The following is a 26,569-nucleotide window of genomic DNA, read 5'->3' as shown; positions in this document are numbered from 1 at the left end:
TTCCTCACCTTCATTAGTAGTTACTAAATCAATGAATCTGGTATTACTACTAAAAAGTATAAAATTTAAACAATATTCAGTCAATTTAATATCACCAACATGTCAAAGACGCAAAATTCGATAATAAAACACCTAAAAAGAGATTTATCGAGAAAATGATCTTTTAATTTTTAGTAATGAATACAAAGAATCTTTTTCTAAAAACTGACTATTATCATATTCGTTTCTATTTAGCATATATTTTATCAATTATGCCTCGGCAAAATTGCGTCCGGAATCGGCTTTGTGCTTAGGCCTGTACGAGGGCCGACACGAGGGCGGTCATTTCGGTAGTGCCACAGGACGTGGCGTTTTTACCGATGCAGGTCAGTTAGCCGTTATCGCATGGATGCGATGATTTTAGGCTAACATCCTATGCGACCTCCTTTCTGATTCCGTGACTTCTGCCGGAGGCTTTAGGCCAATATGATGTTGGTCACTCGGTCGTGTGTTGCTGTCGCTGCGCTTTCGCACAGATAAATTGCCACAAGATGTGGCGTTCTTAGACTGAGTTCCTCTCTTTCAGCGGGTGTCAAATAGGCTTTCGGTACAAAAGATATTTGCTGAAAGAAGTTAAAACAACTTAAAGTATATATAGGGTGGAGGAATTTTGCAGTTGAGTGCAATGATACTTGGTGGTTTTCTATTTTTTAGTGCTAGCATTGGAGGAGCCCTAGCTTGGGTATTCTCAAGGCTATTTCAACATACAACTCATGGATTATCATTATTATGTGGCGGATTTTTAGTGGGCTTACTTGTAGTAGACGTCATTCCTTCTTCTTTTCAATTATATAATTCACTAGGCCTTTTACTCGGAATTTTGATGGGCTATTTAATATTTGAAATACTGAATAGTTTATTTCACACTTCCCATACACAAAATCCCTCTGTATCACTACTTGCCATCGCTATCATTATCCATACGATTCCGATGAGCCTTACTGTCGGACAGTTACTAGGGAAATCCGCATTAAGTATTGCCATAACAGCTTCCATTATTCTACATCATCTACCAGAAGGCTTTGCACTTTCAACAGCATTACTATCACAGGGAGAAAGGCTATGGAGACTCTTTATTTATTTTGTAGCATTTTCGATTTTCTTCAGTATTTTTATACAGATCGGCCAATATTGGCAGTTATCCGATAATGCACAAGGCGTACTAATGGGTGTATCGATTGGGTTAATCGCAACCGCCAGTATTTCAGAATTTATTTTGCATCATATTCGATCAGTATCACGAACATCCTTTATAGCATATATTTTATTAGGTTATTTATTAAGTCACGTATTTCATTTGCTAGTCGAATAAAAAAGCAATCCACCAAATTTGTGGATTGCTTTTTATTAATTACTCAGCATCATCAAATAACGCTAATGTTAGTGTGAAAATTTTAGAGAACTCGGCACGTGTAAGATTACCTTTTGGATTAAATTGACCGTTCACTCCATCAATTATACCTAATTGCTTTAATAATCCGATAGATTCAACAGTTTCTTGACGCATTTTACCTTTGTCTGTAAATGGGTTATTTTTGCTAACCTTACTTACATCATAGTCCGTTCCTTCAATATATCTTGCTGTTACAAATGCCATTTCCTCACGTGTAGCAGGTTTATTTGGCTCAAAATTAGCACCATCAAAAATATCAAGTAAGCCATATGCTTCTAAAATCGCTACTTCTTTGGCACCTGCAAATTTCTCCAAATCCTTATATGAAGCAGGACCTTCATATTCTTCCTTCACATCTAATCCAGAAGCACGGAAAATCATAGAAGCTAATTGTCCGCGTGTTACTTTTCCGTTTGGATTAAATGTTGTAGCGGATGTACCATTAATAATGTCAAATTGATAAAGTACTTGGATATAGCTCTCAGCCCAGTGACCTATAGAATCTGTGAAGTAACCGCCTGGTTTTAAATCAATCGTTTCATCTCGGAATATTTCTTTAATAAACTCATTTAATTCTTCCTTATCTAAAGGTATCCATTTTCCTTTAATCAAAACTTCTCCTTTAAATGAATTCCCAGATGGAGTAAATTTTACTTGCATAGCGTTACCGTACAACTCTTTAAATTCTTTTTGTTCCTGTGGAGTCATTTCAGGATCTATTGCCCACTTTGCTGTAATACTATTTTTTGTTGTTACAATACCACGATGATCAATAGCTAATTCGGAAATTAACAGTTGTTTATAAAGGTCCTGGTAAGTCAATGATTGCCATGGAATAACTACAGCAACTTCTTGTTTTGGATGGATAATGCTAGCAACATCTAAGTTTTCTCGTACATGTTCTTGTGCATTAGCTTGTAATCCAAAACCTCCTGTAAAACATGCAATACTAAGTGCACCAGCTATAAGTGTCTTTTTCATTATTATTCTTGCCCCTTTCAATTCATAAATTTAGTGTACTAAAACAACTGTTAGTAAATCTATAAAATTATGTAAGTTATTCAAAATTATAAGAAAGTCCTATTTTTATTAACGTAAAAATTTACTAAATCCCTATGTAAATCTAGATAACATATTGCATATTTCTACAATGCATTACGAATTTTCCCCAGTAAATCCAACGAATTGTATCATTATTTCTTATTTTGAATAAACACCCTATTATAAATATGCTTTATTCCTCTTTTTAATTTATGTAGAAAAAATAGTAAACTCATTTATCCTATAATAGGTATAAAGTATAGTAACGAATAATAAATATGAGGATATTCCTATTAGGGTAAAACTATATTGATTGTAGAGGGTAAGTAATAGCGAATCATTTGAAATAAAATCTCTTTGCAAAAAAATAAAACTACGCTAAGCTAATGAACACCGCCATTATTTTGGCGGTGTCTTTCAAACTAATTAGCTCGACGTTGCTGAATTGTAATATACAGACCTAATAATCGGTCAGTTGTCATTACACCATTTTTTAAATCTTTTAAATGCGAATCTTGAATAATACCTTCTTTGGTTGCTTGTGCTATATAATTTTCTGTTTCTGTGCGCATTGTTGGTGATACAGGATTCCATACTTGTGACACTTTGTTGTCCTCCTTCTTGTCTTCTACAATTAACTGCACTGTTGTCTTGCTACTGCTAGGAACGATTACTTGACCTTCTAACTTATAACCTGTAGGCATCTTCCAAGTTGATTTAACTTCAAAATGTGGTCGGTCAATGCTACCGATCCAATCCCCGCCCCATGTAATGCCCAGCTTGCGTGCGATAGTTCCTACTTTATTAAGTGTAGTTACATCATAAAGTGTTTTTGGAGGACCAACGGCAATATCCCAAGCTAAACGACTACTATGGTTGCTTTTAAGCGTCCAAGTAACAACCTGCCCCGGTCTAGTACGTCCTTGGGCATATAAATAATTTTGTCGTTCCTGTGAGCGATATGTTTCGGTAATAAAAATGTTACGAATGCCTGCCTTGTAGCATTCTTGAAATAAGAGTCGACATGCTAATTGCGAAGCCGGTAATAATTGTGCCAAATCTCTGCACGTTGTTGTACTATTCGTACTCATTTATTGTCCCCCTCTCCTGTTTTATCTTTGACAATCGCTAAAATATTTTTAATGAAAGTTGGTGTAGGAAACCCCATCTTTGTGCCATTTTCTGTTATAGAAATAAACTCTATAACACAAAAAGCAATCGCCGCTCCATCCCCTGCATATTCAATCCCTGGTATTACTAAAGCTAATAAATAGACCGATCCAACTAACATCAAATAATAGATTTTTCGAATAATACCATTCACACCAACTCGGCTATTTAAATTATGATTAGCTATACCAGACAAAATACCCGTGAGATAATCAATCGCCATAAATCCTATTAAAACCGTTACTGCCATGCCGAAACCATTCACCGAATAAGAAATAAGTGCTCCAATAAAACCACTCCAAGTTGCTATCCATTTGTCCACTCCACCACTTCTTCCTTTTTGTAGTCCATAAGAAAAGCCCTCCACATATGTGGAAGGCATCTACTCAAAATTGAATAAAAAAATAACGCCCGTCTTAAGACTGCGTTTCAGTTTGTGTGGCTGTCGCTGGTAATACACTCACGATAATGTGCTTATTAATGATAGCCCCACCAATATTTACGAAAGAAATTTTTTGATCGTTTAATGTTGCTGTAAATGCCGTAGCATCAAACTCAGCATTTTTTAAATTAATTGCTTGTCCATTGTTTAGTTGTACTTGATAATCCATGTTTATCATTCTCCTTTTTGATCAAATTCTTAAGCGTCAAACTTAATTGTTCCAATATCTTGGCCAGATGAATTTCGCAAATATAAACGCCCAGAAGCACCTGTAGAACGATTCCAAGCTAAACTTAAACCATCCATATTAGTAGTCATGATGTGTTTTCCGTTTGCTGTTACACCCTCAAGTGCACTCAAATTTAAAGTGTCACCCGAGTGCTGAATAGAGCCACCAGACCAACTTCCAAAACGAATCATTTTTGGCGAACTATCTTGCCAACTCGGACCGATTTGTAATGTATTACCGATATAGACATCTTCATTAATTCTTATATAAGCAGAATTAATATTCACGGAATTCAATGTACCAGTATTTATCGTTCCTAAATTCCCTGTAATGTCGGACAACACGTTAACCGCACCAATCAAGTTAATCTTTGAAGCTTGTATACTAATAGTTGTTGCTGTTTGGTTAATTTTAGACACAACAGTATTCCCTGTAAAATCGGACTCACTAACTTTCGATTCAATCTGATATGCTTGTTGCGTGATACTACTTTCAGCATTGCTCATTCGAGAACCCAAACCACTGATTTGTGTCTGTTGACTTGTGACAGTTGACTGTATTTGTGAGGCTGTTTGTGTAACAGCAGATACATCATTTCGGACTGTTTGAATATTGTTATTAATTGTAGTTACTTGAGCAGTTACTTCACTTCGTATCTCAGTAGCTGTTTGAGTGATACGACTACTTAAATTGTTATTTAAGTCTGTTACACTTTGAGTAATACTATCAGCACGATAATGAATTTCAGCAATCGATTCTCCAATTTCTTCTACTTCTATATCAATTCGATCATTCGTTTGTTCAAATTTAGAACGATAACGTTTATCGTTAGCATTAATAGTTGCATGTTGATTTAACAGAGCATCTACAATACTTTTCGCTTGTGTATTCCCAACCTCTACCTCCGAATTACTATAGTCTCTTTTTGTCTTTTTACTTAGAATTCGAGTTTGGTATTCTAGCGCAAGATCCTCATGTATAAGCCAAACCATGTCCCCTACATTACCATCTACACTCGTAACCTTTACTTTAATGCTCGTTTCAGGTGCTGGAGGCAGCTCACTAGCTAAACGTGTTGTCATTTCTTCAGCAGATTCTATCTTCTCGTCATGAATAGGATCTTCAACGCGGATTCCAATTCTAGGTGAATCGGCTAATGGCGAAGTATACGTTATATCAATTCCCTCTGCACCATACCCACGAATTTGTGTTTTTAAATTTGCAGTATTTACGCTGTATGATAAGGTTTCGATGTTATGACGATAGCGGAATTGTATGTCATGATCCGCACCAATTTTCTTTGTGAAGCGAAGAACTTTACCAGGTAGTATTTGACGTTCACAATTAAATACTGCACATAATTGATCAATTAAAACAATTGGATTTGCTTCGCCGAAATTCGGTAACAATTGATGCCCGTCTACATCTTCATTGATAAAAGTCCAGCCAGTCCCAGCAAGAACAAATGACATAAAATCATCGAAAGTCCGTGTGCCGCCATAAATATCATATTTAAACCCATCAGCTAAAGAAAAGTATAAGTGAACAGCAGTCGCCTTTTTAGAAATGGTGTCACCACCGAAATCTTTAACTACATATTCGTGGCCATCCTCATCTTCGATAATTGTTTCAAAATCTAACAGTGGATGTCCTGGATTTCTTTCATGTAAAAAAGAGTTAAATGAGATACGTAATGCCCCATTTAACTCTTCAAATTTTTCATAATTTGTTTCTAAAATAGGTTCAACTTGCGTTCCATTCGATACAATGAGCAAGAAATATCACCTTCTTTTTAATAAAAATATACTACCCGATGCGAGCAGCGTTTACTGAACAATATGGAACTATCAATCATTAACAATAACTTCTGTATAACCGTCGGTACGTAGTATCCTTTCAAAGGCGATACCATAGCAGTTGGCCTTTTCTTCTTTTTTTATTACTCTGTTATTAATTAATTTTGGATAGCTTTTACCCATCCACTTCAGAAACACACAATAATTTATTAGCTGTAAATCTGAATTGACGTTTATCATTAAAACAATACAAAGATATAAGTATCATCATGTAGTTAACTTAATAATGCTCTTTAATGTTTACTAGTAGATTAATTTTGTATTTCCTCATGTTCATTTTGAATATAATTTTCAATAGTCTCGGTAATTTCTTTCTCTGTTGCTTTCATAGGTACATCTTCCTTCGTAAATGACATATGTCTATCTTCACCATTTACAATAGCAAACACTCTTCTTCCAATATAATGTCCTTCAATAGGTCTTGTAGGTAGTCCTAAAACTGGATTTTTAAATTGCATTCTCAATTCTTTTATAATAATATCCATCTTATCCCTCCGTTACTTCGCTTACTTCCATATATTCACTAACTTCTATCAACTCTGTTAAACCACTCCAATTAACACCTTTTTCTTTTTCAACCCCCATCATATACCAGTCTTGTACATTTTCATCGTTACGAGTTCCAAACAATGCTACATTATAGTTTTTTAAACTATTTAATGTTAATTCTAAAATCCCGGTTTCTCTTTTAACTTCTCCAAAACCTAAACCAAAGTGTTTATCTGCATTTATAAAAACCTGCTCATTGATATTTAAGTAAATCCAATAATCTGGCAAAGTTATGGAAATTAAAAACGTTCCATCATCTTGTTCTAATACAGGTAATTCAATTTCATTATTTTCACCAAATAACGTTATTTTAGCTTTCTTTGTCTCACTATTAATTTTTACCGAATATCTGTACAATGTATCACCAGTTGTTGGAGATTCAACTGCGCCATGTCTTATGTCATGTGTACTATTTTTTTCTGGCTTTGGATGGGAGATCTCAAAGTTTTTCGTTCCTGATACTGAAAAATTGCCACTACAATAGAATGAATCTGCAAGGGTTCTGACTTGTCTATATCCATCATTATATCCAAACCCTAATTGTATTTCTCTCGTCATACCACTATATGCTAGTTCATAACCTATTAACATACCTTTATTTCCACTAGTAATGCTATTATTGTATCCAAATGTTGACACTTTAGTTCCGTCAATAGAATGTTTTGTTCCAATTGCTAAATTATCATTTCCCCCTGTAGCCTTTGTTGAATACCCAATTGCAATACTCTGGTCATTACTAACAGAAGAGCCGTAACCAATGACGACAGCATCTGGACCTCCGCTATTCGAAGCTACTGCTCCGCCAATTGTAAGTTTTCTTGCATTAATTATGTTATTTGTATCGTTTAATCTGTTATTTACTTGTGATAAGGCATAAGGTGTTGTTGCTTGATTTTGTTCGCTAGTAGTATAAGAATTTGATAATTGAACTATTCCTTTTTGACTTGTAGACGCATCTTGAACCGTCATACTTTTTTGTGAAAGTTCGTTAATGATACCATTAATATCATGCTTTTCTGTAGTTTTTAAAATTGTTGGATTTAATTTTGGTACAATTATCCATTCTGTCCAAGTATCGTTGAAATGCCGTTCCCACTCGTTGCTGTATTTATTTGTAGATATGTTACCTGTAATATATTCAATTTTTTGAGTTACCGTAGCGCCATTCCCTGCAATTACAGTAATCCTACAGTTAGTAGTTGGTTTTACGCCTGTCGGAGCGTTTAATAATAATTGGCTACCTGTATAATCTACACAATAATATACACCTGCCGTTTTAAAGCTATTTAAATCCGTTTCCTTTCTAATAAGAGAACCACGAGTAAATGCTTGGTCGCCAATTCTAGCCCATGTACTCCAAATATTATCAATTAACTGTCGAGTCCATGTTCCACTATTTACTGTTTCTCCAGTTTTGTAATATGACCACTCTTGATACCATACATCATTACCTTTAAATACACGCAAATATCCAGTACCGCTAGGAACATCTATAGGATAATTTAAAACATTTTCTCCATATGTGTAATATTCTCCAGTCTCCAATAAGGTATTTAAATCAACATTAATGTGTGCGTTTTGATATCCTAAGCCACGAGATTTCATAAAGTCATTTAAAGTCTTTACTGCTTCTGCTGATGCTACCTTGTCAGAACCACCAGTAATAAAATTGTCTACAATGTCTGTTTCATCTAAAACTTTAGTCCATTCGCCTTTTTCTACTATACTTCCATTATTTTTATCGAAATACCATATTGTCTTATATATGTGATTCGGATTGTTCGTAGAAACTCCTTTTACAGTCATTGTCTTAACAATATAATCACCCACTAGAGTAACATCAAATCTTACAATGACATTCCCTTTATTATGTTCAGCAGGTAAATCTGGAATATTGTTATTGAAATCATAGTCAATATAATATATTCCAGATTCATTGAAATTAACTAACTCGGTAAACTTAACTTTTTTTAGCATATCTCCTAACCCATGTTCTTTTACCCATTGTTTAACTTCATCTGCATTGCCGCTTTTATTAATAGCCTTTTGAACATCTTGTCCTAATTTTTCTAAAGATACCGTACCATCTTCTATTAAACTACCACTGAAACGCTCTGTTCCATCCGTAGGGAGGTTTTTAAAAACTATAATTCTGAGGTTGTTATCTACAATAGAAGTGATAGGGTTGTCAGGAATATTTAAGACGTAGCCATTTAACACATCACCTGAAATATTCCATGAAGTAGGGGATAGGTAAAACCCATTATGAAAAACAATAATAAAGTCGTTATTTTTAACATAAGATTTTTTAGGTAAATTCCATGATTTTTGACTTTCTTCTGTTGTAGGTAAGTCGTAGGTTTCGGCACTAAATTTGAATCCTCCACCAACTCCACTTCCGGAGCCTCCACCTTCAATCCAGCCAGAATCATCTTTATGACCTTTTGTTTGTCCATCCTTTTCAATTACCCTTGTATATGTCTTAGCCGTTTCTTGAGAGATCGCTAAAAATGTTTGATAAATATTTGTTTCATCCGCTTTCATGCCCACATAAACATGAAAATCTTCTGTATCGTTCGGTAGTGCAGTTGATCCTGGTGTATTTTTAACATTCCAAAAGCCCGACTCAGTTTTATTCAATAAAGAATCAGGTGAAGCTATCAATCCTGGTTTGTCAGTCCCTAAACCATGTGCCTGCACCCACTCCTTAATTCCATCTGCTTTTTCCTGCGCTCCATGAGGAGTTTCTGCGCCAATATCGGCTGGAATTAATGATACATTCCCATCAACGTCAGGAGATTTACTAGCAACCTTAGAAACAGAGCCATTACCGTCTACCCCACGCTGAGCAAGTAAAATCCAGTCTGTATTAAATTCTGAAGGAATCGAATTTATATTAGTCGATAATGATTGCCATGTAGAGCCGTTGTAAGTTGTTACATTGTTCTTAACATACTCAACAGTTGCATTCCATGCTGTAGCTGTACCCCAACCAGCAATAACTTGTGCGGCATTATTTGCTCTTTGCGCCGCATCTCTCGCTTCTGCCATTGCCTCATTTAATACATTGGCTATGTCCGTTGCTATTTGTGCAGCATTGTTGGCATTTATCGTGGCTGTTTCAGCGCTTGTCGTAGCTGTAGCTAGCTGTTGCTTCATTTGCTCTAATCGAGCTTGTAAAGTCTCTAAATTCTCCAACATTTGTGTCGCTTCTGCCACTGTTTCATAAACTACTTGAACTGCAGTATTAGCATTTGTTGTAGCTTCCTGCGCTTCTGTGGCAACTATGTTAGCATCATTAATCGCTTTTTTAGTATCTTGTAAAGCGTTAGATACCGTATCAATTGCATCATTAATGCGTTGAATTAACTCGTCAACTTCTTCTCCACCAGCTAAAATATTGACTTGATACTGTAATCTTGATAACCCTTCAATAATCTTTTGCCAGTTCTCATTTATTTTAATACGTTCTGATCGACTGACTGGTGATTGTGTCGTGTGTAAATTAATGACCATTTCTTTACTTCACCATCCTTATTTACATATATAAAAATCTAAAATTAAAAACGATACTGTGAACAGTACCGCCTGAGATTGAAAAACTATTATCTCCAACTGCTAGTGAGAGGAGTTTTTTATTTGTCTGTTTAAAAACTGAAGTACCATTTTTAAACGATTGAATACCGCTAATGTTTAATCCATCAGAAGAAGATAAAGCACCATTCCATTGATACACTTCTCCTGTAGTGTTATTTGTAATAGTAACGCTATCATTGAAAATACCTTTTAAAGTAATAGCAAGCTCATTTTGGCGTGGATCCACAGCAACATTTCCGTAATTTTTAATGGTGAAGTCGTTGCTATTAAATGAGTAGGCTAAATCTTCATCCCAATCAAGACCCATGCCCCACGCCCATTTGTCAATGTCCCATTCCTTTAAATCTAAAGTGGTAGGAACGGATTCAGCATAAATATTTTCACAAATAAATTGTATGTCGAGCTCTCCTACTTTTCGTAAAAGCTCATTTGGTTGGTAGCTGTTTGCCAGACGTACTTTCCAGCGCTTTCCTGGCTCTGCATCAAAAATAATATAAAAATATTCTTTTCGAGCAAACAGCATATTGATGTCTGCAATAAACAATTTAAAATCGTGATAGTCAAATGCTTTATACATAAATTTTGCAGTAATCGTTCGTCCACTAAAACGCGTACTCGTGAAGATCGCTCCATCACTGCCATCGACCTCAGACGATTGATGCTCTATTGATACAGAAGGAATGTAATATTTTAATAATTTTAAACTGTAGTCGCTCATCAGCATTTCACGGCCATCCTTTAAAATCATCTTCATATACCACTTAACCCCCTCGTCAATGCATGAATGCTTGCATTGCTATATTGTTTGCCGCTTACGACATCTACAACTGATTCTCCTAAAACTTGTCCATCTAATATGGATTGCACAACAATAGTTGAAGGCCCTGAATTTTGTGATGTTTTGTTATTCTTAGATTTTTGTATTGGCAATAAAGAAGAAGACTCGTGGGTAACACTATTTGCTAGAAGTTTACTAACGTTAGTAGCTTTATTCATAATAGAGTCAAACCCATCGACTACACCATCTCCAACCTTTTTCAATAGAGAAGATTTTGGTTTTAGATTTAGCGCATCTCTTAATGTATCCGAAACATTTCTGACAAGGTTATTTGCTGTTTGTTGTAATGCCGATTGCATTCCCTTCATGCCATCAATCAAACCTTGAATCGCATTTTTCCCAATATCATTCATTGAACCTAGGGTTTCTTCTGTTCCCAGAACAACTTCCTTGATTTTCATTTGCCATTCGCTATTTAGTGTGTTCAATTCCGAGTTTGCTGTTTTACGTAAACCCTCTATTTTTGCCTTCGTTTCAGCTTCTAATGGCTCTAGTTCCTTTATCGCTGATTCACGTGCTATTAGTAGCTTTTTCTCATACAAGTCTTGATACTGAAGCATTTCTGAATCTGTCATTCGATTTAAAGCTTCAAGCTGTGCAAGGACACTCGGGCCCATTGCCTCGAGCTCATCAATAATCGCACTTGATAATCCACGAATTTCAAGTTTTGATAACTCAATACGCCATTGAGATAAGGCATTCACTTGCTCACTTAAATTTTGCGTTAAGCTGGAAGAATCAACAGGATCGGCTACTTTCACTTCATCAAATAAACCAAAGTAACCTTTGATACTTTTAACACGACTTTCTAGAGCATTATTGTAAGCATCATTAAGTTTTTTCTCTTCATCCAATAATTTTTTGTTAACATCCTGCGTCTGCTTTAAATAATCATTGTTGATAGTTTTAATTTTTTCGCTTATTTCTTTTTTCGTATTATAAAATTTTTCTTCATAATACGTGCGTTCGTCTGTACCAGCCTCATATTGTCCTAGATAGCGTTCATAAATTTTCAATTCCTCTGCTAGAGAGATTGAATTGTACTTTTTACGTTTTTCAACGTAGTCCTTCTCTTTTTCGAATTGTTCCTTAACCATCTCAGAATACGCTTTTTTGAACTCTTTTAATGCATTTGTTTTTTCTTTTGTACCTTCTTTAAATGCCGTTGCACTATAGCGCCAAAATTCAGCTTCTTGTTTTGCCGACATTTCTCCGGCCGATTTCTGAGCTTCAACATATTCTTTTAAGGCTCTGAATTTTTCAGCTGCAGACCTAGATTCCACTTTTGCCATTTTATCTGCATATTGATTTGTAATCGCTTCGCGGTCTTTTAATGATTGTTCTTCTATCTTCTTGATTTGGGCTACCTGATCTGCTGTAAGCGCTACATGTTTTTTTGCTGCGTTGTTTTTGATTGCCGTAATTTTGTCTGAAGCCTGTTGAGAAATCTCAGCTCTTTTATTCTCCGCTTCTTTCTGCAAGGCCTGCATTTCAGCTGCATTTACTTTTATTACATTGCTTACGATTTGCTGGGCTTTTTCGATGGCCTCTTTAGAAATTGATAATCGCTCGGTTAAATCTGGAATTGCAGCCTCTGCTAATTTCTCAGCAGCTTTGTTAACTCCATCACTGCCTTTCTCAATCCCTATTGCTAAGCCTTCACCAACACCTTTACCGATTGCAATCATTACTCGTGAAGGAGAATTGATTTTCAAAGTTCTCTTTATTGCATCACCTATTGATGTTGCAATTGATTTAGCTTTTTCCCATACAAGATCTGCCATGTCGCCAATACCATTAATTAGACCTTGAATAATATCGTTACCAATTTTACGCAAATCGAGGGCTTTGAAAATACTAAGTATTTTATCCCAAATATCAGTAACAACTTTTTTAGCCTCATTCATCTTTGTTTCTATTGCCATTTTAATATCGAGGAATTTTTGGATAGTGCTTGTTACTAATTGAGTTGCTGTATTTACTACCGTAGTTTTAATAGATTCCCATACATTACTCAAAAAGTTTTTTATCGTATTAAATGTATTTGTTGTCATCTGGCTGAACCTTGTCCATCCCGATACGACTAAATCAACAATACTTCCTACCGTGCCTACAATCATATTTTTCACGTTATTCCATACATCACTCAAAAATGACTTAACAACATTAAATACAATTTCGGTAGTTTCTTTTAATTTATTCCATCCAACTTCTATTCCATTAATAATAGTTGTAACGATTTCGATAATCGCAGATGAAATGGTACCCCATATTTCGGTAGCTACTCCAACTATTGATGACCAGATTTCTGATAGGCTTTCTACAAAGCTAGTCCATATTTCTATCGCTCCGTCTACAATCGACGTCCATAAGTCTGAGAGTAGTTGGCTGAACTCTCCCCACGCAATAGAAGCTATTTCTGTAATACTTGTCCACAACTCCGAGAAGAAGGTTACCATGCCTTCCCATATTTCTATAGCTCCCTCTATTATTGACGTCCACAGTTCTGTAAGTAGTAGGCTAAACTCTTCCCATGCGATAGAGGCTATTTCTGTGATATTTGTCCACAATTCGGAGAAGAAGGTCACCATGCCTTCCCATATTACTAAAGCACCGTCTACAATTGACGTCCACAATTCTGAAAGTAGTAGGCTAAACTCTTCCCATGCGATAGAGGCTATTTCTGTGATGTTTGTCCACAATTCTGAGAAGAACTCTACTATGCCTCCCCATATCTCTAAAGCTCCTTCTATTATTGACGTCCATAAGTCTGAGAGTAACTGCGTGAACTCTTCCCACGCGATAGAAGCTATTTCTGTAATAGTTGTCCACAATTCAGAGAAGAAGGTTACCAACCCTTCCCATATTTCTATAGCTCCCTCTATTATTGACGTCCATAAATCTGAAAGTAACTGGGTAAACTCTTCCCATGCTACCGAAGTCGATTCTGTAATGCTTGTCCATATGCCTGCAAGTAGATCTACCAAGCCTGTCCATATTGCTTCTGCTCCTACTACTAACCCCGTCCATAAGTCTGAGAGTAGTTGGGTAAATCCTTCCCATGCAGCCGAGGCCGCTTCTGTAATGCTTGTCCATATGCCTGCAAGTAGATCTACCAAGCCTGTCCATATTGCTTCTGCTCCTACTACTAATCCCGTCCATAAGTCTGAGAGTAGCTGGGTAAACCCTTCCCATGCAGCGGAAGCCGCTTCTGTAATGCTTGTCCACAATCCTGAGAAAAAGCTTGCTATGCCTTCCCATATTTCAACTGCTTTTGCGCTAACTACATCCCAATTTTTATATAATGCTATCCCGCCAGCAATTAGTACAGCAATACCAGCAACAATCAAGCCTATTGGTCCGGTTAATATGGATAAAGCCGGTCCTAATTTACTAAACGCTCCTATAATTGTACCGACAGTTGATATTACTGATCCAAATGCTACAAGAACTGGCCCAATAACTGCCGCAATCCCACCAATAATCGTAATTAGCGTTTTGGTACCATCGCTTAGGTTAGAAAACTTTTCAATCCATGGTTGTAGCTTTTCTAAAAAACTCTTCACGATCGGTATTAAAATATTCCCGATACTAATCCCAATATCTGTTAGTTCATTTTTCATTGTTGCTATTTGAGACTCTGTCGTTTTATAGCGTTCAGCTGCTTTATCTGATAAAGCCGTGTTTTCTTCCCATGCAGCTGAGGATGAATTAACAGCCGATGACAGTAAATCTGAGGCACCAGCCATGCTTAAAAGTACATCTGTTTCGTTACCGCTCACGCCCAAGTCTGAAAGTATACTTGTTAAGTTAGCTCCACCTTCTGCTGATTCAGCTAACCCCTTCACTAATACATCTAATGCAGAGGCAGCATCTGTTTCAAAGGCCTTTTTAAAATCTGCACTAGACATGTTGGCCGCTTTAGCAAACCCTGATAAGCTATCGCCACCGTCCCCTACTGCTTTTTGGATTTTTTGGAGAACCGAAGTCATCGCTGCTCCCCCGGTTTCAGCGTTAATCCCTAGACTAGACATAGTAGCCGCTAGTCCCATAATTTGCGCCTCTGTTAGACCCGCTTTGGAAGCTTGCTCAGCAAATCCCATTCCCATTGCCATAATATCAGAAGCAGAAACGTTCATTTTGCTGCTAAGTTCAACAATTGAAGAGCCTAAACGGTCAAAATCACCTTGCCCCATTCCAACAATATTTGCAAAATCAGCAAATTCCTTCGCCGCCTGCTCACGGGTCATACTCGTGGAATTACCCATATCAATAACTGTTCGTGAAAAAGATAAAAGGTGTTCTTCAGCAATTCCTAGCTGTCCAGCTGATTCAACTACTCCCGCAATTTCGGTAGCACTAACAGGCAGCTCCTTAGCCATACCTCGTATACCATCTTCAAGCTTTTTAAAACCTTCCTCGCTCGTATTTACCGTTTGACGCACTCCTGCAAAAGCACTTTCAAAATCTACTGCAGCAGTAAGAGCAAACGCACCAAAACCTTTAATAGGGGCTGTAATAGAGGATATGCTTTCGCCAACAGATTTTACTTTACCGCCAGCTTCCTGAAATTTATTCCAGCTTGATGACTGTACATTTAATTGATTATCTACATCTTTTAACTGTGCAGTTAAACGATTGTATTCAACGAGAGCTTCATTAACAGCGATTGCTTGTTTTTCAATCGCTTCTGTATTCGCTGACTCGGAGGCTATTAATTCTTCATATTTATTACGTTGCTCCGTTAGTTTATGGTTCGATACTTCAACTGACCGTGAGAGTACATCTTGTTTTTTGGATAAACCCTCCATAGAGTTTTCGTAATTAGTACCAAGCGCCTGTAAAGCCTGTAATTCTGCCCCCATTGCGGTCAATCTCCTTATAGATTGCTCAATGGATCCATCGAAATTAGAAGTATTTAGACTAAGTTCTACTGCACCAATTTCCGCCATTTTTCATCACCGCCTTTTTTGGAAAATAAATCACAACCAAGAAATTTCATCAGCTGTGACCTCCTCCATTTCATCAAAATCACTTGTAAGTTCGAACCAAAAATGAATATCCATTTCGTCGACTTCATGTAATTTATAACCTTCTTTTATCAAATCTCGATAAAATTTTTTAATATACTCATAAGGAGTTATTCCACTAGCTTTCCCTCAGCATCATTAAGGGCCTGTTTTGTTTCAAGTCCGCCAATATTTAGCACGTTATTGAAAACTCGCATAATTTCATCTTGTAATTTTCCGGCCTCTAAACCATCCCATACATCATCAATTGTGAATTGATTATCAAATACATTCACAACAAAGGAAATCATCTCATCAAATGTTTCTACGGAAATTTCATTACCTTCTTTACGCATTTTCTCGTTCATCTTTAGTGCATTTCGGAACACTCGTGCTTTCACAAAGTCATTTGCGAAAATTTTCTCTTGTCCGTTCATTTTTAATGTGATTTGCATCATTCATCCATCCTTTTCTAGTTATCTTCGTTAATAATGCTTTCATTGCTATTCAAAAGAGACTTTAAATAAAAAAGAAAAGAAACCCTTAAAGGGCTTCTCTCTAATTATGGTGTTTCAACTGTTTCGCTTGGTTTTGCAACCGTTTTAAAGAATGTTTCTGCAGTCACTGTTACACCTGCATCTCGTGTATCTACCGTATGTTTGATAACACCATCGATTAGTGGTAATGCTTCACCGCCGAATGGATATACTTTATAACTTGTTTCACCTTTTTTACGAGTTGTATTTGTTTCTTCACCTGGTTTTAATTTCGCCTTTAATAGCCAAACCACCTTAGAGCCTGATTCAAAACCAATTGCAATCGCGTTCGGTGTATCATTTGCGTTTGTAATAATACCGCCTTCTGCAGATTTTTTGTGTCCATACCAATCTACTAGCACTTCTGTTGGTAAATCAGCTGTTTCACCAGCAATTGTGATAGAATCCAATTGCGCTTCCTGATCCACTACACGATCCCCAGCATCTAAATGCGCCTCTGAGAAGTTCGGTGTTAGTGTCATAGAAATAGGCATTGTTAAAGTTTTCACTTCACCCCATGTCTCTGTTTGTTCATTTGTCATTAGTGCATAGTGGATACGTTTTAAGCTAATTTTTTGTGGTTTTTCATTTACTGTTGTCATTTACATGACCTCCTGATTTTTTATAATTTTTCATCAAAAAAGACGAATCGTAGCACCCTATTAGAGTGAGACTCGCCTGTAGTATTTGGTTCATCATATTCTAAAGTTCGCTCATAGCCCGCACTTCCCATCAATCGTTTGATGTTCTCTGCAAGCTGATGATAATTCGAATTGGACCATACATTGATTTGTATAATCCTCTCGATTTCCAGTTCATCTCCATCTACTTCAAAGATAGGCTTTGCACTTAACTCTAAAAAGGTAATGAACTGATTTGGCTTTTCTGAGCCCGTAGGATATCCATTAAAGATAATAGGCAGACCTAATGGCTCTAATATAGCAGGTATGTGATTCATTAGATCTCTCATAGTTTTCTCCTAATCTACTTTTTTTTAAGTAGGTAAGACTTAAATATAGTATCTCCTTTTAGTGAATGAAATATTGAACTTCTTAAATAAAGTAAGAGTTCTAATGATGTTGGCTTCTCGGAATATAAAAGCTGTTTACAATTACTGATTTTTGGAATATCAAAAACGCCTACTGAAAAGAAACTAGTAGACGTTTTTATTCTTGCGTTCCTATTCACTTTATTCACCTCCTTTCAAGAGCATGGATTCAATTAGCCTTCAATCAATTTTTTAGCACTAGCCATACCGTTCGAAATTAATTGTTTTAAGTCGGACTCTTTTCTCTTTAGCCCCTCTAGCTCATCTTTTTCAATCCATTTCATTTCTCGATGCAGCTCTCTTAATGTAGCTTGAAGCTTTCGTGTATGATCATCCGTGTAAAAGCATACATACTCTCGACCACAGTTTGGACAAGTAAAATACGTTTTCTCAATCGCATCCTGCAGCTTGTCTTTCTTAAAATGTTGAACATAAAATTTGTGACCACATGATTTATTGCACTTTGCGTAAATAGGCTCCACCTACTCACCCCCTTCTATTTATTCATTTTCATGAGCAAAAAAACCACTCGGCTTGAGTGGTTTCTAGCTCATAGTTATTTATCTTTGCTGTATATGTTGCTCGTCAATCGAACTTTTACATTACCATCATATAATGGATTTTCAATCGTTTCTATTCCCATTACTGAGTGTCAGTTAAAGGAAAGTTCACTTTTCTGAACTTCCCACTAAAAAAGATCACCTTTTTCTAAGTGATCTCTAACTAAAGTATATGTTGTTCAATAATCGAACTTTTACACTACCATCATATAATGGATTTTCAATCGTTTCTATTCCTATTACTGAGTGTCAGTTAAAGGAAAGTTCACTTTTCTAAACTTCCCATTAAAAAAGATCACCTTTTTCTAGGTGATTGCTAACTAAAGTATATGTTGTTCATTAACCGAACTTTTACACTACCATCATATAATGGATTTTCAATCGTTTCTATTCTCATTACTGAGTGTCAGTTAAAGGAAGGTTCACTTTTCTGAACTTCTCATTAAAAAAGATCACCTTTTTCTAGGTGATCTCTAACTAAAGTATATGTTGTTCATTAACCAAACTTTTACACTACCATCATATAATGGATTTGCAATCGTTTCTATTCATACTGCTGGGTGTCAGTTCAGGGAAACTCATCTACCGTTGTCCATAAAAAAAGACCACTTTTCAAAAGTGGTCTCTAGCTACAGTTAATAAAAATTTCATACTATAAGGTATCAATGTGTAAGTTTTATTTCGTGAGCAAATCTAATCATTTTAGCAATCTCTGCATGTTTTTTATAAATATAGCTTGCACTGTAATTTAACTCTTCCGCTATTTCTTCTAATGTCATACCATCTACATACTTCGATTTTAAAATTTTATGATTCAATCCACTGAATTTACTAATAAGCTCCATAAAATTCTTCTGTTCAGCAAGCTTAATTTGTAATTCTCTTTCAATTCGCTCTATCCGTTCCTCTAGTTTCGCGCCATCAGATTCTGCAGTAAGCTTTACTCCTGCTAAATCGCCACTGACCCAACGTTTTAACTCCTTTTGTGATCGTTCTAAATTAAATTCCAAATATATAATCTCATCTTCAATTTGCTGATAATCTCTTAACCATTCGTACATACTTAGCACCTGCTTATGTTTATTTTTTATTTACCTCTGAATCATAAATAACGAGAAAATACCTTTAAACGGTATCTCTATTTAAAATTTTTTATCTCATTGAGAAATAACTTACATATGCTAATTCTATCAATTGCCTTTTCAACTAAACAATCCTTTGTTTTTTTTTTGCCATTCGAAATCCATCTCCTTATATTAGATTCTGTTACTTCTTTTTACAATGTAAATTAATTGTAATACCTTTAAACGGTATGGTCAAGTAAATAATTCCTTTAAAAGGTACTTTAAAGTTTACACAACTACTGATTATCGGTATTATTGTAGGTAAGGAGGTGCTTTAATTTGGATAAATCAGATAAACTAAAAATCGTCTTTTCCATAAACTTAAAACAACAATTGGATAAAAGAGGTTTAAATCAAACAGACATGGCTAGAGATTTAAATTTACCAGAGACAACCGTTTCTAATTGGATGAAAGCTAGCACATACCCTAGACCGGATAAAATTCAGTTAATGGCGAACTACTTTAATATTAGGCGTTCGGATTTAACGGAAGAGCAGCCAACAAATTTAATAGAAATACAGCCAAACTTTATGAAAATCCCAATCTTAGGTACCATCGCTTGCGGAGAGCCTATTCTAGCGGAGCAAAATGTCGAAGGATATATGTACGAGTTTTCCGAGTTATTACCCGCAGGAAATATTTTTGCTTTAGTGGCAAAAGGTGATTCGATGGAGCCGACTATACCAAATGGCTCTAAGGTTTTGATTAGAGAGCAAAGTGAAGTTGAATACGGTGAGATAGCAGCCGTACTTGTAAACGGAGATACAGAAGCAACTCTTAAGCGTGTTAAAAAACAAGGTAATACCATTTTACTTATGCCAGATAATCCAAAACATGAACCTTATATAGTAGATCAAAATAATCCTGCAAAGATTATTGGAAAAGCGATCAGTTTTAAAGTTACACTATAAGTAGCAAGTGAAATTTTATTTTAATGCAAGGGCAGCTCAAGAGCTGTTCTTTTTTATAGCATAAAATTTTAGCTAGATTGTAGTTCTATTTTATTCTATATATTAAAATATTTGATAAATAAAAGATTTCGATCTAAGGAAAGGAGTTTTAAAAAATTGGTAAATACCCTCGTAAATATATTAGTCCTTATTACTCTTATCAGTATCATTATGGTAGTTGTTTTTCTTCTTCTTGCCGTTTTCCATTTCATCAAATTGGATAGAATTAAAGCTCTAAAAATGCTCAAATTCACCGCGATTCCCATCATCTTTATGATTTTATGTATGTTAGCCTATTGGGATATTTCACCTGAATATGAAGCACATAAAGCAAATATAGCTAATACGTCTGAAAAAGAGCCTGTAGCTAAAGTAGAAACAACAGAAGATGTAACTTGGCAGGATAAAGTAAAGGAAATTGCTTCTCTTAATAGTCCTCCTACTGAAAAGTTCGATTCAATTGTAGCCTACGCTAAAAAGTATCCGTCTACAAAAGCTGAAATCAAAGAATTCGAGGATTACATTATTGCCGAATATAAAAACAAAACATATTTGGCAGACGTACACAATGATGAATATATGCTAGGAAATATTTTCAAGGCAACTGTAGTGAATAGATATTATGGAGAAGAAGAAACACCTATTAACGATTTTGTCTTTGGGTTTTATCAAAATTCTAATTATACTTTTAAGGGACTCGAATCGACTAATAGTAATGCAATAAAATATAATGAACGCCAAATGGATAATGCGCTAGCAGCTATTGAAAATTAAACGTCACTCTATGGCGTTTTTTTTATTGTTATACTCTCGGAAAAATGAATATAGCTTAGAATTCTTTATATCATTGGCTATCATTTGATTTTTCAAAATTGAAAGGAGTAGTATGGAATTGTAATAAGGAAAAAAATAACAAAGGAGGAATTTAGGATGGATTATCAAAATATTACGGTTGCAGGTAGCGGTGTTCTAGGTAGTCAAATTGCTTATCAATCAGCTTTTAAAGGATTTAATGTAACAGTATACGATATTAATGATGAAGCATTAAAAAATGCACAAGATCGTATTACAAAATTAAAACCGTTATACCAAAAAGATCTAGGAGCAACTCAAGAAGAAGTAGATGCTGCTTATGCACGCTTATCATTTAAAAGTGATTTATCGGAAGCCGTTGCAAATGCTGATCTTGTCATTGAGGCGATCCCAGAAGTTGTTAAAATTAAAACAGAATTTTACACAAATCTTGGTAAAGTTGCCCCTGCTAAAACAATTTTCGCAACAAACTCTTCAACTTTATTGCCAAGCCAATTTGCAGAAGCAACCGGTCGCCCAGAGAAATTTTTAGCGCTTCACTTTGCAAATACAATTTGGAAAAACAACACAGCCGAAATTATGAAACACCCTGGCACTGATATGAACGTATTCGATGAAGTCGTAAAATTTGCGCTTGCAATCGGCATGGTTCCACTACCGTTATATAAAGAACAACCAGGCTATATTTTAAATTCATTACTAGTTCCCTTTTTAGATGCTGCTGAATCATTATTAGTAAAAGAAATAGCCGACCCTGAAACAATCGACAAAACATGGATGATTGCAACAGGAGCACCACTAGGTCCATTCGCGATCCTTGACATTATCGGTATTAATACTTCCCTCAACATTGTAGAAGCGAAAGCCGCTGCTACTAATGATGAAAGCTTGAATAAATTAGCCAACCTTTTAAAAACAAAGTATATCGAAAAAGGAAAACTAGGCCGGGCATCAGGCGAAGGCTTCTATAAATATCCAAACCCAAGCTTCGAAAAGCCTGATTTCCTAAAAGGCTAATCCATTAATAAAACGATGTACATAGTATCTTTGCTATGTGCATCGTTTTATATTCTTTCAAAGTATCAACATTAGGTTACAATACGAACTGATTAGGTTGACTGGGGAAGTGATTTGGTGCCTTCCTAATCTGATCCAGTTGGCCAAATAAGCGATCCACTATCAGCTAAAATACTCCGGTCTACCAAGAATATGATCAGATTGCCATGAAACGTTTGGATTACCGAGAAGTTAATCAGATTTCCTACTTGAGCCACCCGACGCTTAGTAGGTTCACGAGAAAAAATCCCAAAACCTAGGTGCATCCTGAAACTTAACTGTTGCAAGCTTTTCTATAATTTTCAATTTAATTTCTTGTTCCAAGTCTTCCCTTTCCTGATAGTCTGTATTGTGTAAACATTGCTTAATTTTAGGTGTGAAATTCTCTATAACTGTTAGAGCCTCTTCGTTATGTTGGTTTTCTAAATTCGTCATAAATTATTCCCCCCCTTTACTGAGTGTATTATTGAGTTTATTTAAAGCCTTCCTGTGAAGGTTTGATACATTCTGCGGGGAAGTTTGTAATGTTTGAGCGATTTCTTTAATAGAAAGATCTTTTTCATAAATCATCTCTAAAATTTGAAGCTGTTTAACCGTTAGTTTTTGTAAAGACTTTAAAAGCTTTTCATCCTCAATTTTGTCTAATAGCCCTTTCCCAACAATATTATCAAAGTCTTTTTCGTTGCTTGCATTTTCTATTAGCTCTTTTACAGTCGTGCCACCATCTTTTGATAAATCCTTATCTAATATTAATAAAGAACGTTTTTGTAGCTTTCTCCTTTTTTTATCAAAATCTAAGCTATAGAAATAAATTAAATTACTGACGTATTTGGTCTTTCTTACATTTATATAGTGAGATTGAAAAGATTCATCAACGAGTTGCTTATTAATATTAGTTGGGTATAAAATTGCTTTTTGTACCAAATAAAGATTTTTAGAATCCGACAAAAAGCTTTTTATAATTGGATTGTTAGCCTGCTTATTATTTCTATAGAAGAATTCCTCTATTTTTTGAATATCTTTCTCCATTTAATTATCCCTCCTAAATATCCGCCCTCCTTCTAGTGAATGCAAGTATCTATATTATAAACCACAACGAGAGTGAACGTTCTCAAAAAGAGAATCGGGTAGTTGGGGTGACTAACCCCGCCCCCTCTCACTACCATACGACCTTGCCTTATACGGAGGTTCAACAATTAACGCGTTTCGACTCCTCCGTGAATAGCCAATCTTCTTATAACAAATACTACTATCCTCTCGATATTTTTCATGAGATTCACCACTAACTTTATCGAGTAGATCCATCTAGGGCTATTCTCTCCGAATTTTTCTGTCCTTCCCTTCATTCTAAAAGTAAACGGTACTATAACCTCTGGGACTTCTATTGGTTCACCCAAGTTTTTCAAATATCTAACATAGCTATTATTTTTTGCTGATAACCAATAATTTCTTCTTTATGATTAGTGAACTAATTAAGTAATGGTATAGCTCTGATTCCAAATTGCTTAAATTCCTTCAATACACGCTCGTCATTAATATCCATATTGATATAAGTTATATTATTTTCTCTAAACCATTCCTTTAACCTAACACAATATTGACATCCATCACTTGAATATACTGTTATAGTACTTCATCTTAAAACCCCCTTTTTCTATAAAGAGGACCAACACAATAGAAATGAAACCTCACAAAATTATATTTTTTAACTGTAAGGTTGTTTTTCTTGAGGAAGGATTCTCTTTACATATTACAGTTTAAATTTTGGTGATATAACCTAATGGTAAGGCGAAAACCTGTAACACCTTCCTCGGATCGAATCCGAATATCACCTACTAATTTGGAGTAAGAAAGAGGGTGATTAACTTATGACATCGGAAAATATTCCAATGTGGATAAGCTTAATAGGAAATTTTGGGTTTCCCATTGCCATAACAGTCTATCTGTTCATTCGATTCGAAAGGAAATTAGATAAATTAGAAGCCGTCATCATGGAGTTATCTGAAGTTATAAAATCTTTTAATTACAAAAAAGGAGGATGATCAATATGGAAATTGAAAAACTAATGGCTTGTTACTGTAAAGCGAGAGAAATTCAATCATTTTATACAAATTGTTTAACAAATGACAGTCTGTCTCCAAAAGAACGCGACTTACTAATAAATCTTATACAAAATGCCAGTATTTCTACTAATTTATTGAGGGAATATTGTCAGATTCATGCTAATGAAATATGATCAATTAACAAAATAAACCCACCAAATAAATTAGGTTTAGAACTACCTAAATTTTAATGGAATCAACAGTATGTGCGTAGCCTTTATAGAAGGTAGCTTTTTGTTAAAAATTTACAAAATAATCCAAATTGTTGCTACTATAAGAGATGTCCTGCCGAGTTTAGCTACTATAGTAAAAAATAGGTAAAGAATAATTTATTCTATGCGACAAAAAATGTAAATAAATAACATTTGTGGTATAGTTGTAATAGAGTCAAACCTTAACATTAATTATGTTAAGATTTGATTTTGTACAAGCTAAATTCATGTAAATGTGTATTCAACTTTTATATTCTTTACATACAGGGGGCGGTGCTATTTGCAAAGAAAAAATTTTACGTATTTATCAATAACTTTCTTGTTTTTAACATTTCTTATTGGATTAGCTCCACAATACATTCTGGAAATTAGCTTAACAATTCCATTTATTTCAGTAATTTTAGGATTACTATTTGCTTTTTTAGGAATAAAAGGACCCACTCGTATGATTTTAGTTGTCCTAAATTCGTTTATATTAGTAGTGTTTATCTGGATTTATCTAATGGCTTTTTATGGATTTAATGAACCTTAAAAGAATCAAAATTTATTTTTAGAAATCACAACTATTAATATTAGTGGGGGAATTTTATGATAGCCTACAAAAGAATAGCTATACTATATTTTCTTATTATGTTCCTTAGCATTTTTATTGCTACCCAGATGAACAGTATATTAACTGGTGTGTTAATTCTTGCTTTTTTGTATTGGTTTTTTATTGGCTTTCCATATTTATTACAAGAAAAAGTGAAGTTTTTCGAAATATGTTGGAGTTGGTTAACAAGAGGTGAAAGAATTGGCCCTAAAAATTAAAGAGAATTACCCATAAAGTTCACTGAACATTCTTACAACATACGCGCTGTTCTGCCCCGAAAATATTCGGGGTATTTTTTCTTTAAAACGAGCGGATTTCACTTTTTTATTTATTATCATCGTCCTTTCATCACTTTATTATGTAAAAGGAGATGAGAATAATGAATAGCGAAATCATTTTAAGACCAGTGAAAATTGTTAAGTTGTTTAAAGTTCTAAATGCAGTTCCTGATAACTTAGATAAGATTCGAGCAAGGGAATTGTGGGAAGAAACAGATCAAGGTTCAGGATCTGTTGTTGCTGTATTAGATAGCGGCGTTCAGGTTGACCACCCGAGTTTAAAGGACAATATAATTGATGGCTATAATTTCACAGATGATGATGAAGGTAATCCTATCATTTATCAAGACTATCTCGGGCATGGTACACATGTATCTGGCATTATTGCAGCCGTTGATAACGGTAGAGGAATCACAGGTGTAGCACCCAAAAGTAAACTTCTTATATTAAAAGTCATTAATCATAAAGGACGGGGTAGCTTTGAGAACTTGATTAAGGCAATTATGTATGCCGTTGATTGGACTGGACCAAATGGGGAAAAAGTAAACATCATGAATATGTCGTTAGGTAGCCCTGAACCAAATGAAGAATTGTATAAAGCCATAAAATATGCCCGTTCGAAAGGTATCCTATTAGTAGCCGCTGCCGGTAATGAAGGCGATGGAGAAAGCGATACTATCGAAATATCATACCCTGGATTTTATAAAGAAGTCATACAAGTCGGCTCCATATCTGAAACAGAAACACCCTCAAAATTTTCTAATACGAATGTAAACTTAGATTTTGTTGGGCCTGGTGAAAATATATTATCTACACATTTGAACAGTGATTATGTAGAGTTGACTGGAACGTCTATGGCATCGCCTTTTGTTGCTGGTGCCGCTGCCCTTATTATAAAGATGATAAATCGTTCTGAACCACATTTGATTCCTATGTATGTGTATGATTACTTATTGTCGCATGCTCTTCCATTGGATAACTTCTCAATCAATCAGGTTGGAAATGGTTTTATTCAATTGAAATTAACCATACCAGTAGTCACAAATTCTTGCTTTCAAAAAGTAAATATTAGTGCATTCTAATCTATAATACTTAGGTATTAATCTGACATAGTATTTTAACTTTATTCCCCAA

25 protein-coding genes are annotated in these 26,569 nt (G+C 35.3%); 8 read left to right on the top strand and 17 right to left on the bottom strand.

What is annotated here, in order from left to right; all coding sequences use genetic code 11:
* The first annotated feature begins 664 nt into the window (after nt 1–664).
* Nucleotides 665–1,351, top strand: a complete 687-nt coding sequence (locus ACVYAD_RS16780; protein ID WP_476427268.1) for a ZIP family metal transporter — start codon at nt 665–667, stop codon at nt 1,349–1,351.
* Between the two features lie 39 nt (nt 1,352–1,390).
* On the opposite strand, the gene ACVYAD_RS16775 is transcribed toward ACVYAD_RS16780, so the two are convergent.
* The 14 genes from ACVYAD_RS16775 to ACVYAD_RS16710 form a co-directional block, all read right to left on the bottom strand.
* The gene (locus ACVYAD_RS16775) at nt 1,391–2,413 is read right to left on the bottom strand and encodes an S-layer homology domain-containing protein (protein WP_476427222.1); all 1,023 of its coding nucleotides are present in this window, start codon (nt 2,411–2,413) and stop codon (nt 1,391–1,393) included.
* Nucleotides 2,414–2,895: 482 nt separating this feature from the next.
* Nucleotides 2,896–3,564 carry a M15 family metallopeptidase gene (locus ACVYAD_RS16770; protein ID WP_476427221.1) on the bottom strand — a complete coding sequence of 223 codons (669 nt, stop codon included), beginning with the start codon at nt 3,562–3,564 and terminating at the stop codon, nt 2,896–2,898.
* Nucleotides 3,561–3,965 (bottom strand): phage holin family protein, encoded by a 405-nt coding sequence (locus ACVYAD_RS16765; RefSeq protein ID WP_476427220.1) that lies wholly within the window; start codon nt 3,963–3,965, stop codon nt 3,561–3,563. The genes ACVYAD_RS16770 and ACVYAD_RS16765 overlap by 4 nt, the downstream gene beginning before the upstream one ends.
* Nucleotides 3,966–4,059: 94 nt before the next feature.
* Complete coding sequence (locus ACVYAD_RS16760; RefSeq protein ID WP_049669061.1) at nt 4,060–4,254, bottom strand: hypothetical protein; 195 nt, start codon at nt 4,252–4,254, stop codon at nt 4,060–4,062.
* A gap of 29 nt (nt 4,255–4,283) precedes the next feature.
* Complete coding sequence (locus tag ACVYAD_RS16755; RefSeq protein ID WP_476427219.1) at nt 4,284–6,089, bottom strand: prophage endopeptidase tail family protein; 1,806 nt, start codon at nt 6,087–6,089, stop codon at nt 4,284–4,286.
* Between the two features lie 332 nt (nt 6,090–6,421).
* On the bottom strand, nt 6,422–6,655 hold the full coding sequence (locus ACVYAD_RS16750) for a hypothetical protein (RefSeq protein ID WP_476427218.1): 234 nt from the start codon (nt 6,653–6,655) through the stop codon (nt 6,422–6,424).
* Nucleotide 6,656: 1 nt separating this feature from the next.
* Entirely contained in the window at nt 6,657–10,235 is a 3,579-nt protein-coding gene (locus ACVYAD_RS16745; RefSeq protein WP_476427217.1) for a tail fiber protein, read from the bottom strand.
* Between the two features lie 22 nt (nt 10,236–10,257).
* Complete coding sequence (locus tag ACVYAD_RS16740; RefSeq protein WP_476427216.1) at nt 10,258–11,070, bottom strand: distal tail protein Dit; 813 nt, start codon at nt 11,068–11,070, stop codon at nt 10,258–10,260.
* Complete coding sequence (locus ACVYAD_RS16735) at nt 11,067–16,106, bottom strand: phage tail tape measure protein (protein WP_476427215.1); 5,040 nt, start codon at nt 16,104–16,106, stop codon at nt 11,067–11,069. Before ACVYAD_RS16735 ends, ACVYAD_RS16740 begins: the two co-directional genes overlap by 4 nt.
* A 188-nt stretch (nt 16,107–16,294) precedes the next feature.
* Nucleotides 16,295–16,621: a phage tail assembly chaperone G gene (gpG, locus tag ACVYAD_RS16730; RefSeq protein ID WP_476427214.1), complete on the bottom strand. Its 327-nt coding sequence runs from the start codon at nt 16,619–16,621 to the stop codon at nt 16,295–16,297.
* 104 nt (nt 16,622–16,725) lie between these two features.
* Nucleotides 16,726–17,301 (bottom strand): major tail protein, encoded by a 576-nt coding sequence (locus tag ACVYAD_RS16725; RefSeq protein WP_476427213.1) that lies wholly within the window; start codon nt 17,299–17,301, stop codon nt 16,726–16,728.
* A gap of 20 nt (nt 17,302–17,321) precedes the next feature.
* Nucleotides 17,322–17,669: a hypothetical protein gene (locus tag ACVYAD_RS16720; protein WP_476427212.1), complete on the bottom strand. Its 348-nt coding sequence runs from the start codon at nt 17,667–17,669 to the stop codon at nt 17,322–17,324.
* A 251-nt stretch (nt 17,670–17,920) separates the two neighbouring features.
* Nucleotides 17,921–18,229: a hypothetical protein gene (locus ACVYAD_RS16715; RefSeq protein WP_476427211.1), complete on the bottom strand. Its 309-nt coding sequence runs from the start codon at nt 18,227–18,229 to the stop codon at nt 17,921–17,923.
* Between the two features lie 740 nt (nt 18,230–18,969).
* Nucleotides 18,970–19,368, bottom strand: a complete 399-nt coding sequence (locus ACVYAD_RS16710; protein WP_386830155.1) for a hypothetical protein — start codon at nt 19,366–19,368, stop codon at nt 18,970–18,972.
* Between the two features lie 342 nt (nt 19,369–19,710).
* Between ACVYAD_RS16710 and ACVYAD_RS16705 the strand changes: the two genes are divergently transcribed.
* The 3 genes from ACVYAD_RS16705 (at nt 19,711) to ACVYAD_RS16695 (ending at nt 22,212) form a co-directional block, all read left to right on the top strand.
* Nucleotides 19,711–20,343, top strand: coding sequence for a LexA family protein (locus ACVYAD_RS16705; RefSeq protein ID WP_386830154.1), 633 nt, complete (start codon nt 19,711–19,713; stop codon nt 20,341–20,343).
* A 279-nt stretch (nt 20,344–20,622) separates the two neighbouring features.
* Nucleotides 20,623–21,156, top strand: coding sequence for a hypothetical protein (locus tag ACVYAD_RS16700; protein ID WP_476427210.1), 534 nt, complete (start codon nt 20,623–20,625; stop codon nt 21,154–21,156).
* A gap of 156 nt (nt 21,157–21,312) precedes the next feature.
* Nucleotides 21,313–22,212, top strand: coding sequence for a 3-hydroxyacyl-CoA dehydrogenase (locus tag ACVYAD_RS16695; protein WP_476427209.1), 900 nt, complete (start codon nt 21,313–21,315; stop codon nt 22,210–22,212).
* A 273-nt stretch (nt 22,213–22,485) separates the two neighbouring features.
* Here the strand turns inward: ACVYAD_RS16695 and ACVYAD_RS16690 are convergent, their stop codons facing one another.
* The 3 genes from ACVYAD_RS16690 to ACVYAD_RS16680 all read right to left on the bottom strand — a co-directional run bounded on the left by ACVYAD_RS16690 (nt 22,486) and on the right by ACVYAD_RS16680 (nt 23,878).
* Entirely contained in the window at nt 22,486–22,686 is a 201-nt protein-coding gene (locus ACVYAD_RS16690; RefSeq protein WP_476427208.1) for a hypothetical protein, read from the bottom strand.
* Between the two features lie 3 nt (nt 22,687–22,689).
* Complete coding sequence (locus tag ACVYAD_RS16685) at nt 22,690–23,280, bottom strand: sigma-70 family RNA polymerase sigma factor (protein WP_476427207.1); 591 nt, start codon at nt 23,278–23,280, stop codon at nt 22,690–22,692.
* Nucleotides 23,281–23,719: 439 nt separating this feature from the next.
* On the bottom strand, nt 23,720–23,878 hold the full coding sequence (locus ACVYAD_RS16680) for a glutaredoxin family protein (protein ID WP_476427267.1): 159 nt from the start codon (nt 23,876–23,878) through the stop codon (nt 23,720–23,722).
* Between the two features lie 241 nt (nt 23,879–24,119).
* Between ACVYAD_RS16680 and ACVYAD_RS16675 the strand changes: the two genes are divergently transcribed.
* From ACVYAD_RS16675 to ACVYAD_RS16660, 4 genes are all read left to right on the top strand, one after another.
* Nucleotides 24,120–24,293 carry a YvrJ family protein gene (locus ACVYAD_RS16675; RefSeq protein ID WP_386830149.1) on the top strand — a complete coding sequence of 58 codons (174 nt, stop codon included), beginning with the start codon at nt 24,120–24,122 and terminating at the stop codon, nt 24,291–24,293.
* A gap of 5 nt (nt 24,294–24,298) precedes the next feature.
* The gene (locus ACVYAD_RS16670) at nt 24,299–24,487 is read left to right on the top strand and encodes a hypothetical protein (RefSeq protein ID WP_476427206.1); all 189 of its coding nucleotides are present in this window, start codon (nt 24,299–24,301) and stop codon (nt 24,485–24,487) included.
* Nucleotides 24,488–24,845: 358 nt separating this feature from the next.
* Nucleotides 24,846–25,097 (top strand): hypothetical protein, encoded by a 252-nt coding sequence (locus tag ACVYAD_RS16665; protein WP_476427205.1) that lies wholly within the window; start codon nt 24,846–24,848, stop codon nt 25,095–25,097.
* A 439-nt stretch (nt 25,098–25,536) separates the two neighbouring features.
* Nucleotides 25,537–26,517 carry a S8 family peptidase gene (locus ACVYAD_RS16660; RefSeq protein ID WP_476427204.1) on the top strand — a complete coding sequence of 327 codons (981 nt, stop codon included), beginning with the start codon at nt 25,537–25,539 and terminating at the stop codon, nt 26,515–26,517.
* Nucleotides 26,518–26,569 lie beyond the last annotated feature (52 nt).

The sequence above is a fragment of the Lysinibacillus sp. G1-3 genome (assembly GCF_056322905.1).
Note: the sequence above shows the minus strand (reverse complement) of the source record. Positions and strands in the feature narration are given on the sequence as shown.

Excerpts from the sequence above, each read along its gene's own strand:
- ACVYAD_RS16780 (WP_476427268.1), top strand. The coding sequence starts at position 665 with ATGATACTTGGTGGTTTTCTATTTTTTAGTGCTAGCATTGGAGGAGCC.
- ACVYAD_RS16775 (WP_476427222.1), bottom strand. The coding sequence starts at position 2,413 with ATGAAAAAGACACTTATAGCTGGTGCACTTAGTATTGCATGTTTTACA.
- ACVYAD_RS16770 (WP_476427221.1), bottom strand. The coding sequence starts at position 3,564 with ATGAGTACGAATAGTACAACAACGTGCAGAGATTTGGCACAATTATTA.
- ACVYAD_RS16760 (WP_049669061.1), bottom strand. The coding sequence starts at position 4,254 with ATGGATTATCAAGTACAACTAAACAATGGACAAGCAATTAATTTAAAA.
- ACVYAD_RS16750 (WP_476427218.1), bottom strand. The coding sequence starts at position 6,655 with ATGGATATTATTATAAAAGAATTGAGAATGCAATTTAAAAATCCAGTT.
- ACVYAD_RS16745 (WP_476427217.1), bottom strand. The coding sequence starts at position 10,235 with ATGGTCATTAATTTACACACGACACAATCACCAGTCAGTCGATCAGAA.
- ACVYAD_RS16740 (WP_476427216.1), bottom strand. The coding sequence starts at position 11,070 with ATGAAGATGATTTTAAAGGATGGCCGTGAAATGCTGATGAGCGACTAC.
- ACVYAD_RS16735 (WP_476427215.1), bottom strand. The coding sequence starts at position 16,106 with ATGGCGGAAATTGGTGCAGTAGAACTTAGTCTAAATACTTCTAATTTC.
- gpG (WP_476427214.1), bottom strand. The coding sequence starts at position 16,621 with ATGATGCAAATCACATTAAAAATGAACGGACAAGAGAAAATTTTCGCA.
- ACVYAD_RS16725 (WP_476427213.1), bottom strand. The coding sequence starts at position 17,301 with ATGACAACAGTAAATGAAAAACCACAAAAAATTAGCTTAAAACGTATC.
- ACVYAD_RS16720 (WP_476427212.1), bottom strand. The coding sequence starts at position 17,669 with ATGAGAGATCTAATGAATCACATACCTGCTATATTAGAGCCATTAGGT.
- ACVYAD_RS16710 (WP_386830155.1), bottom strand. The coding sequence starts at position 19,368 with ATGTACGAATGGTTAAGAGATTATCAGCAAATTGAAGATGAGATTATA.
- ACVYAD_RS16700 (WP_476427210.1), top strand. The coding sequence starts at position 20,623 with ATGCTCAAATTCACCGCGATTCCCATCATCTTTATGATTTTATGTATG.
- ACVYAD_RS16695 (WP_476427209.1), top strand. The coding sequence starts at position 21,313 with ATGGATTATCAAAATATTACGGTTGCAGGTAGCGGTGTTCTAGGTAGT.
- ACVYAD_RS16690 (WP_476427208.1), bottom strand. The coding sequence starts at position 22,686 with ATGACGAATTTAGAAAACCAACATAACGAAGAGGCTCTAACAGTTATA.
- ACVYAD_RS16685 (WP_476427207.1), bottom strand. The coding sequence starts at position 23,280 with ATGGAGAAAGATATTCAAAAAATAGAGGAATTCTTCTATAGAAATAAT.
- ACVYAD_RS16675 (WP_386830149.1), top strand. The coding sequence starts at position 24,120 with ATGACATCGGAAAATATTCCAATGTGGATAAGCTTAATAGGAAATTTT.
- ACVYAD_RS16670 (WP_476427206.1), top strand. The coding sequence starts at position 24,299 with ATGGAAATTGAAAAACTAATGGCTTGTTACTGTAAAGCGAGAGAAATT.
- ACVYAD_RS16660 (WP_476427204.1), top strand. The coding sequence starts at position 25,537 with ATGAATAGCGAAATCATTTTAAGACCAGTGAAAATTGTTAAGTTGTTT.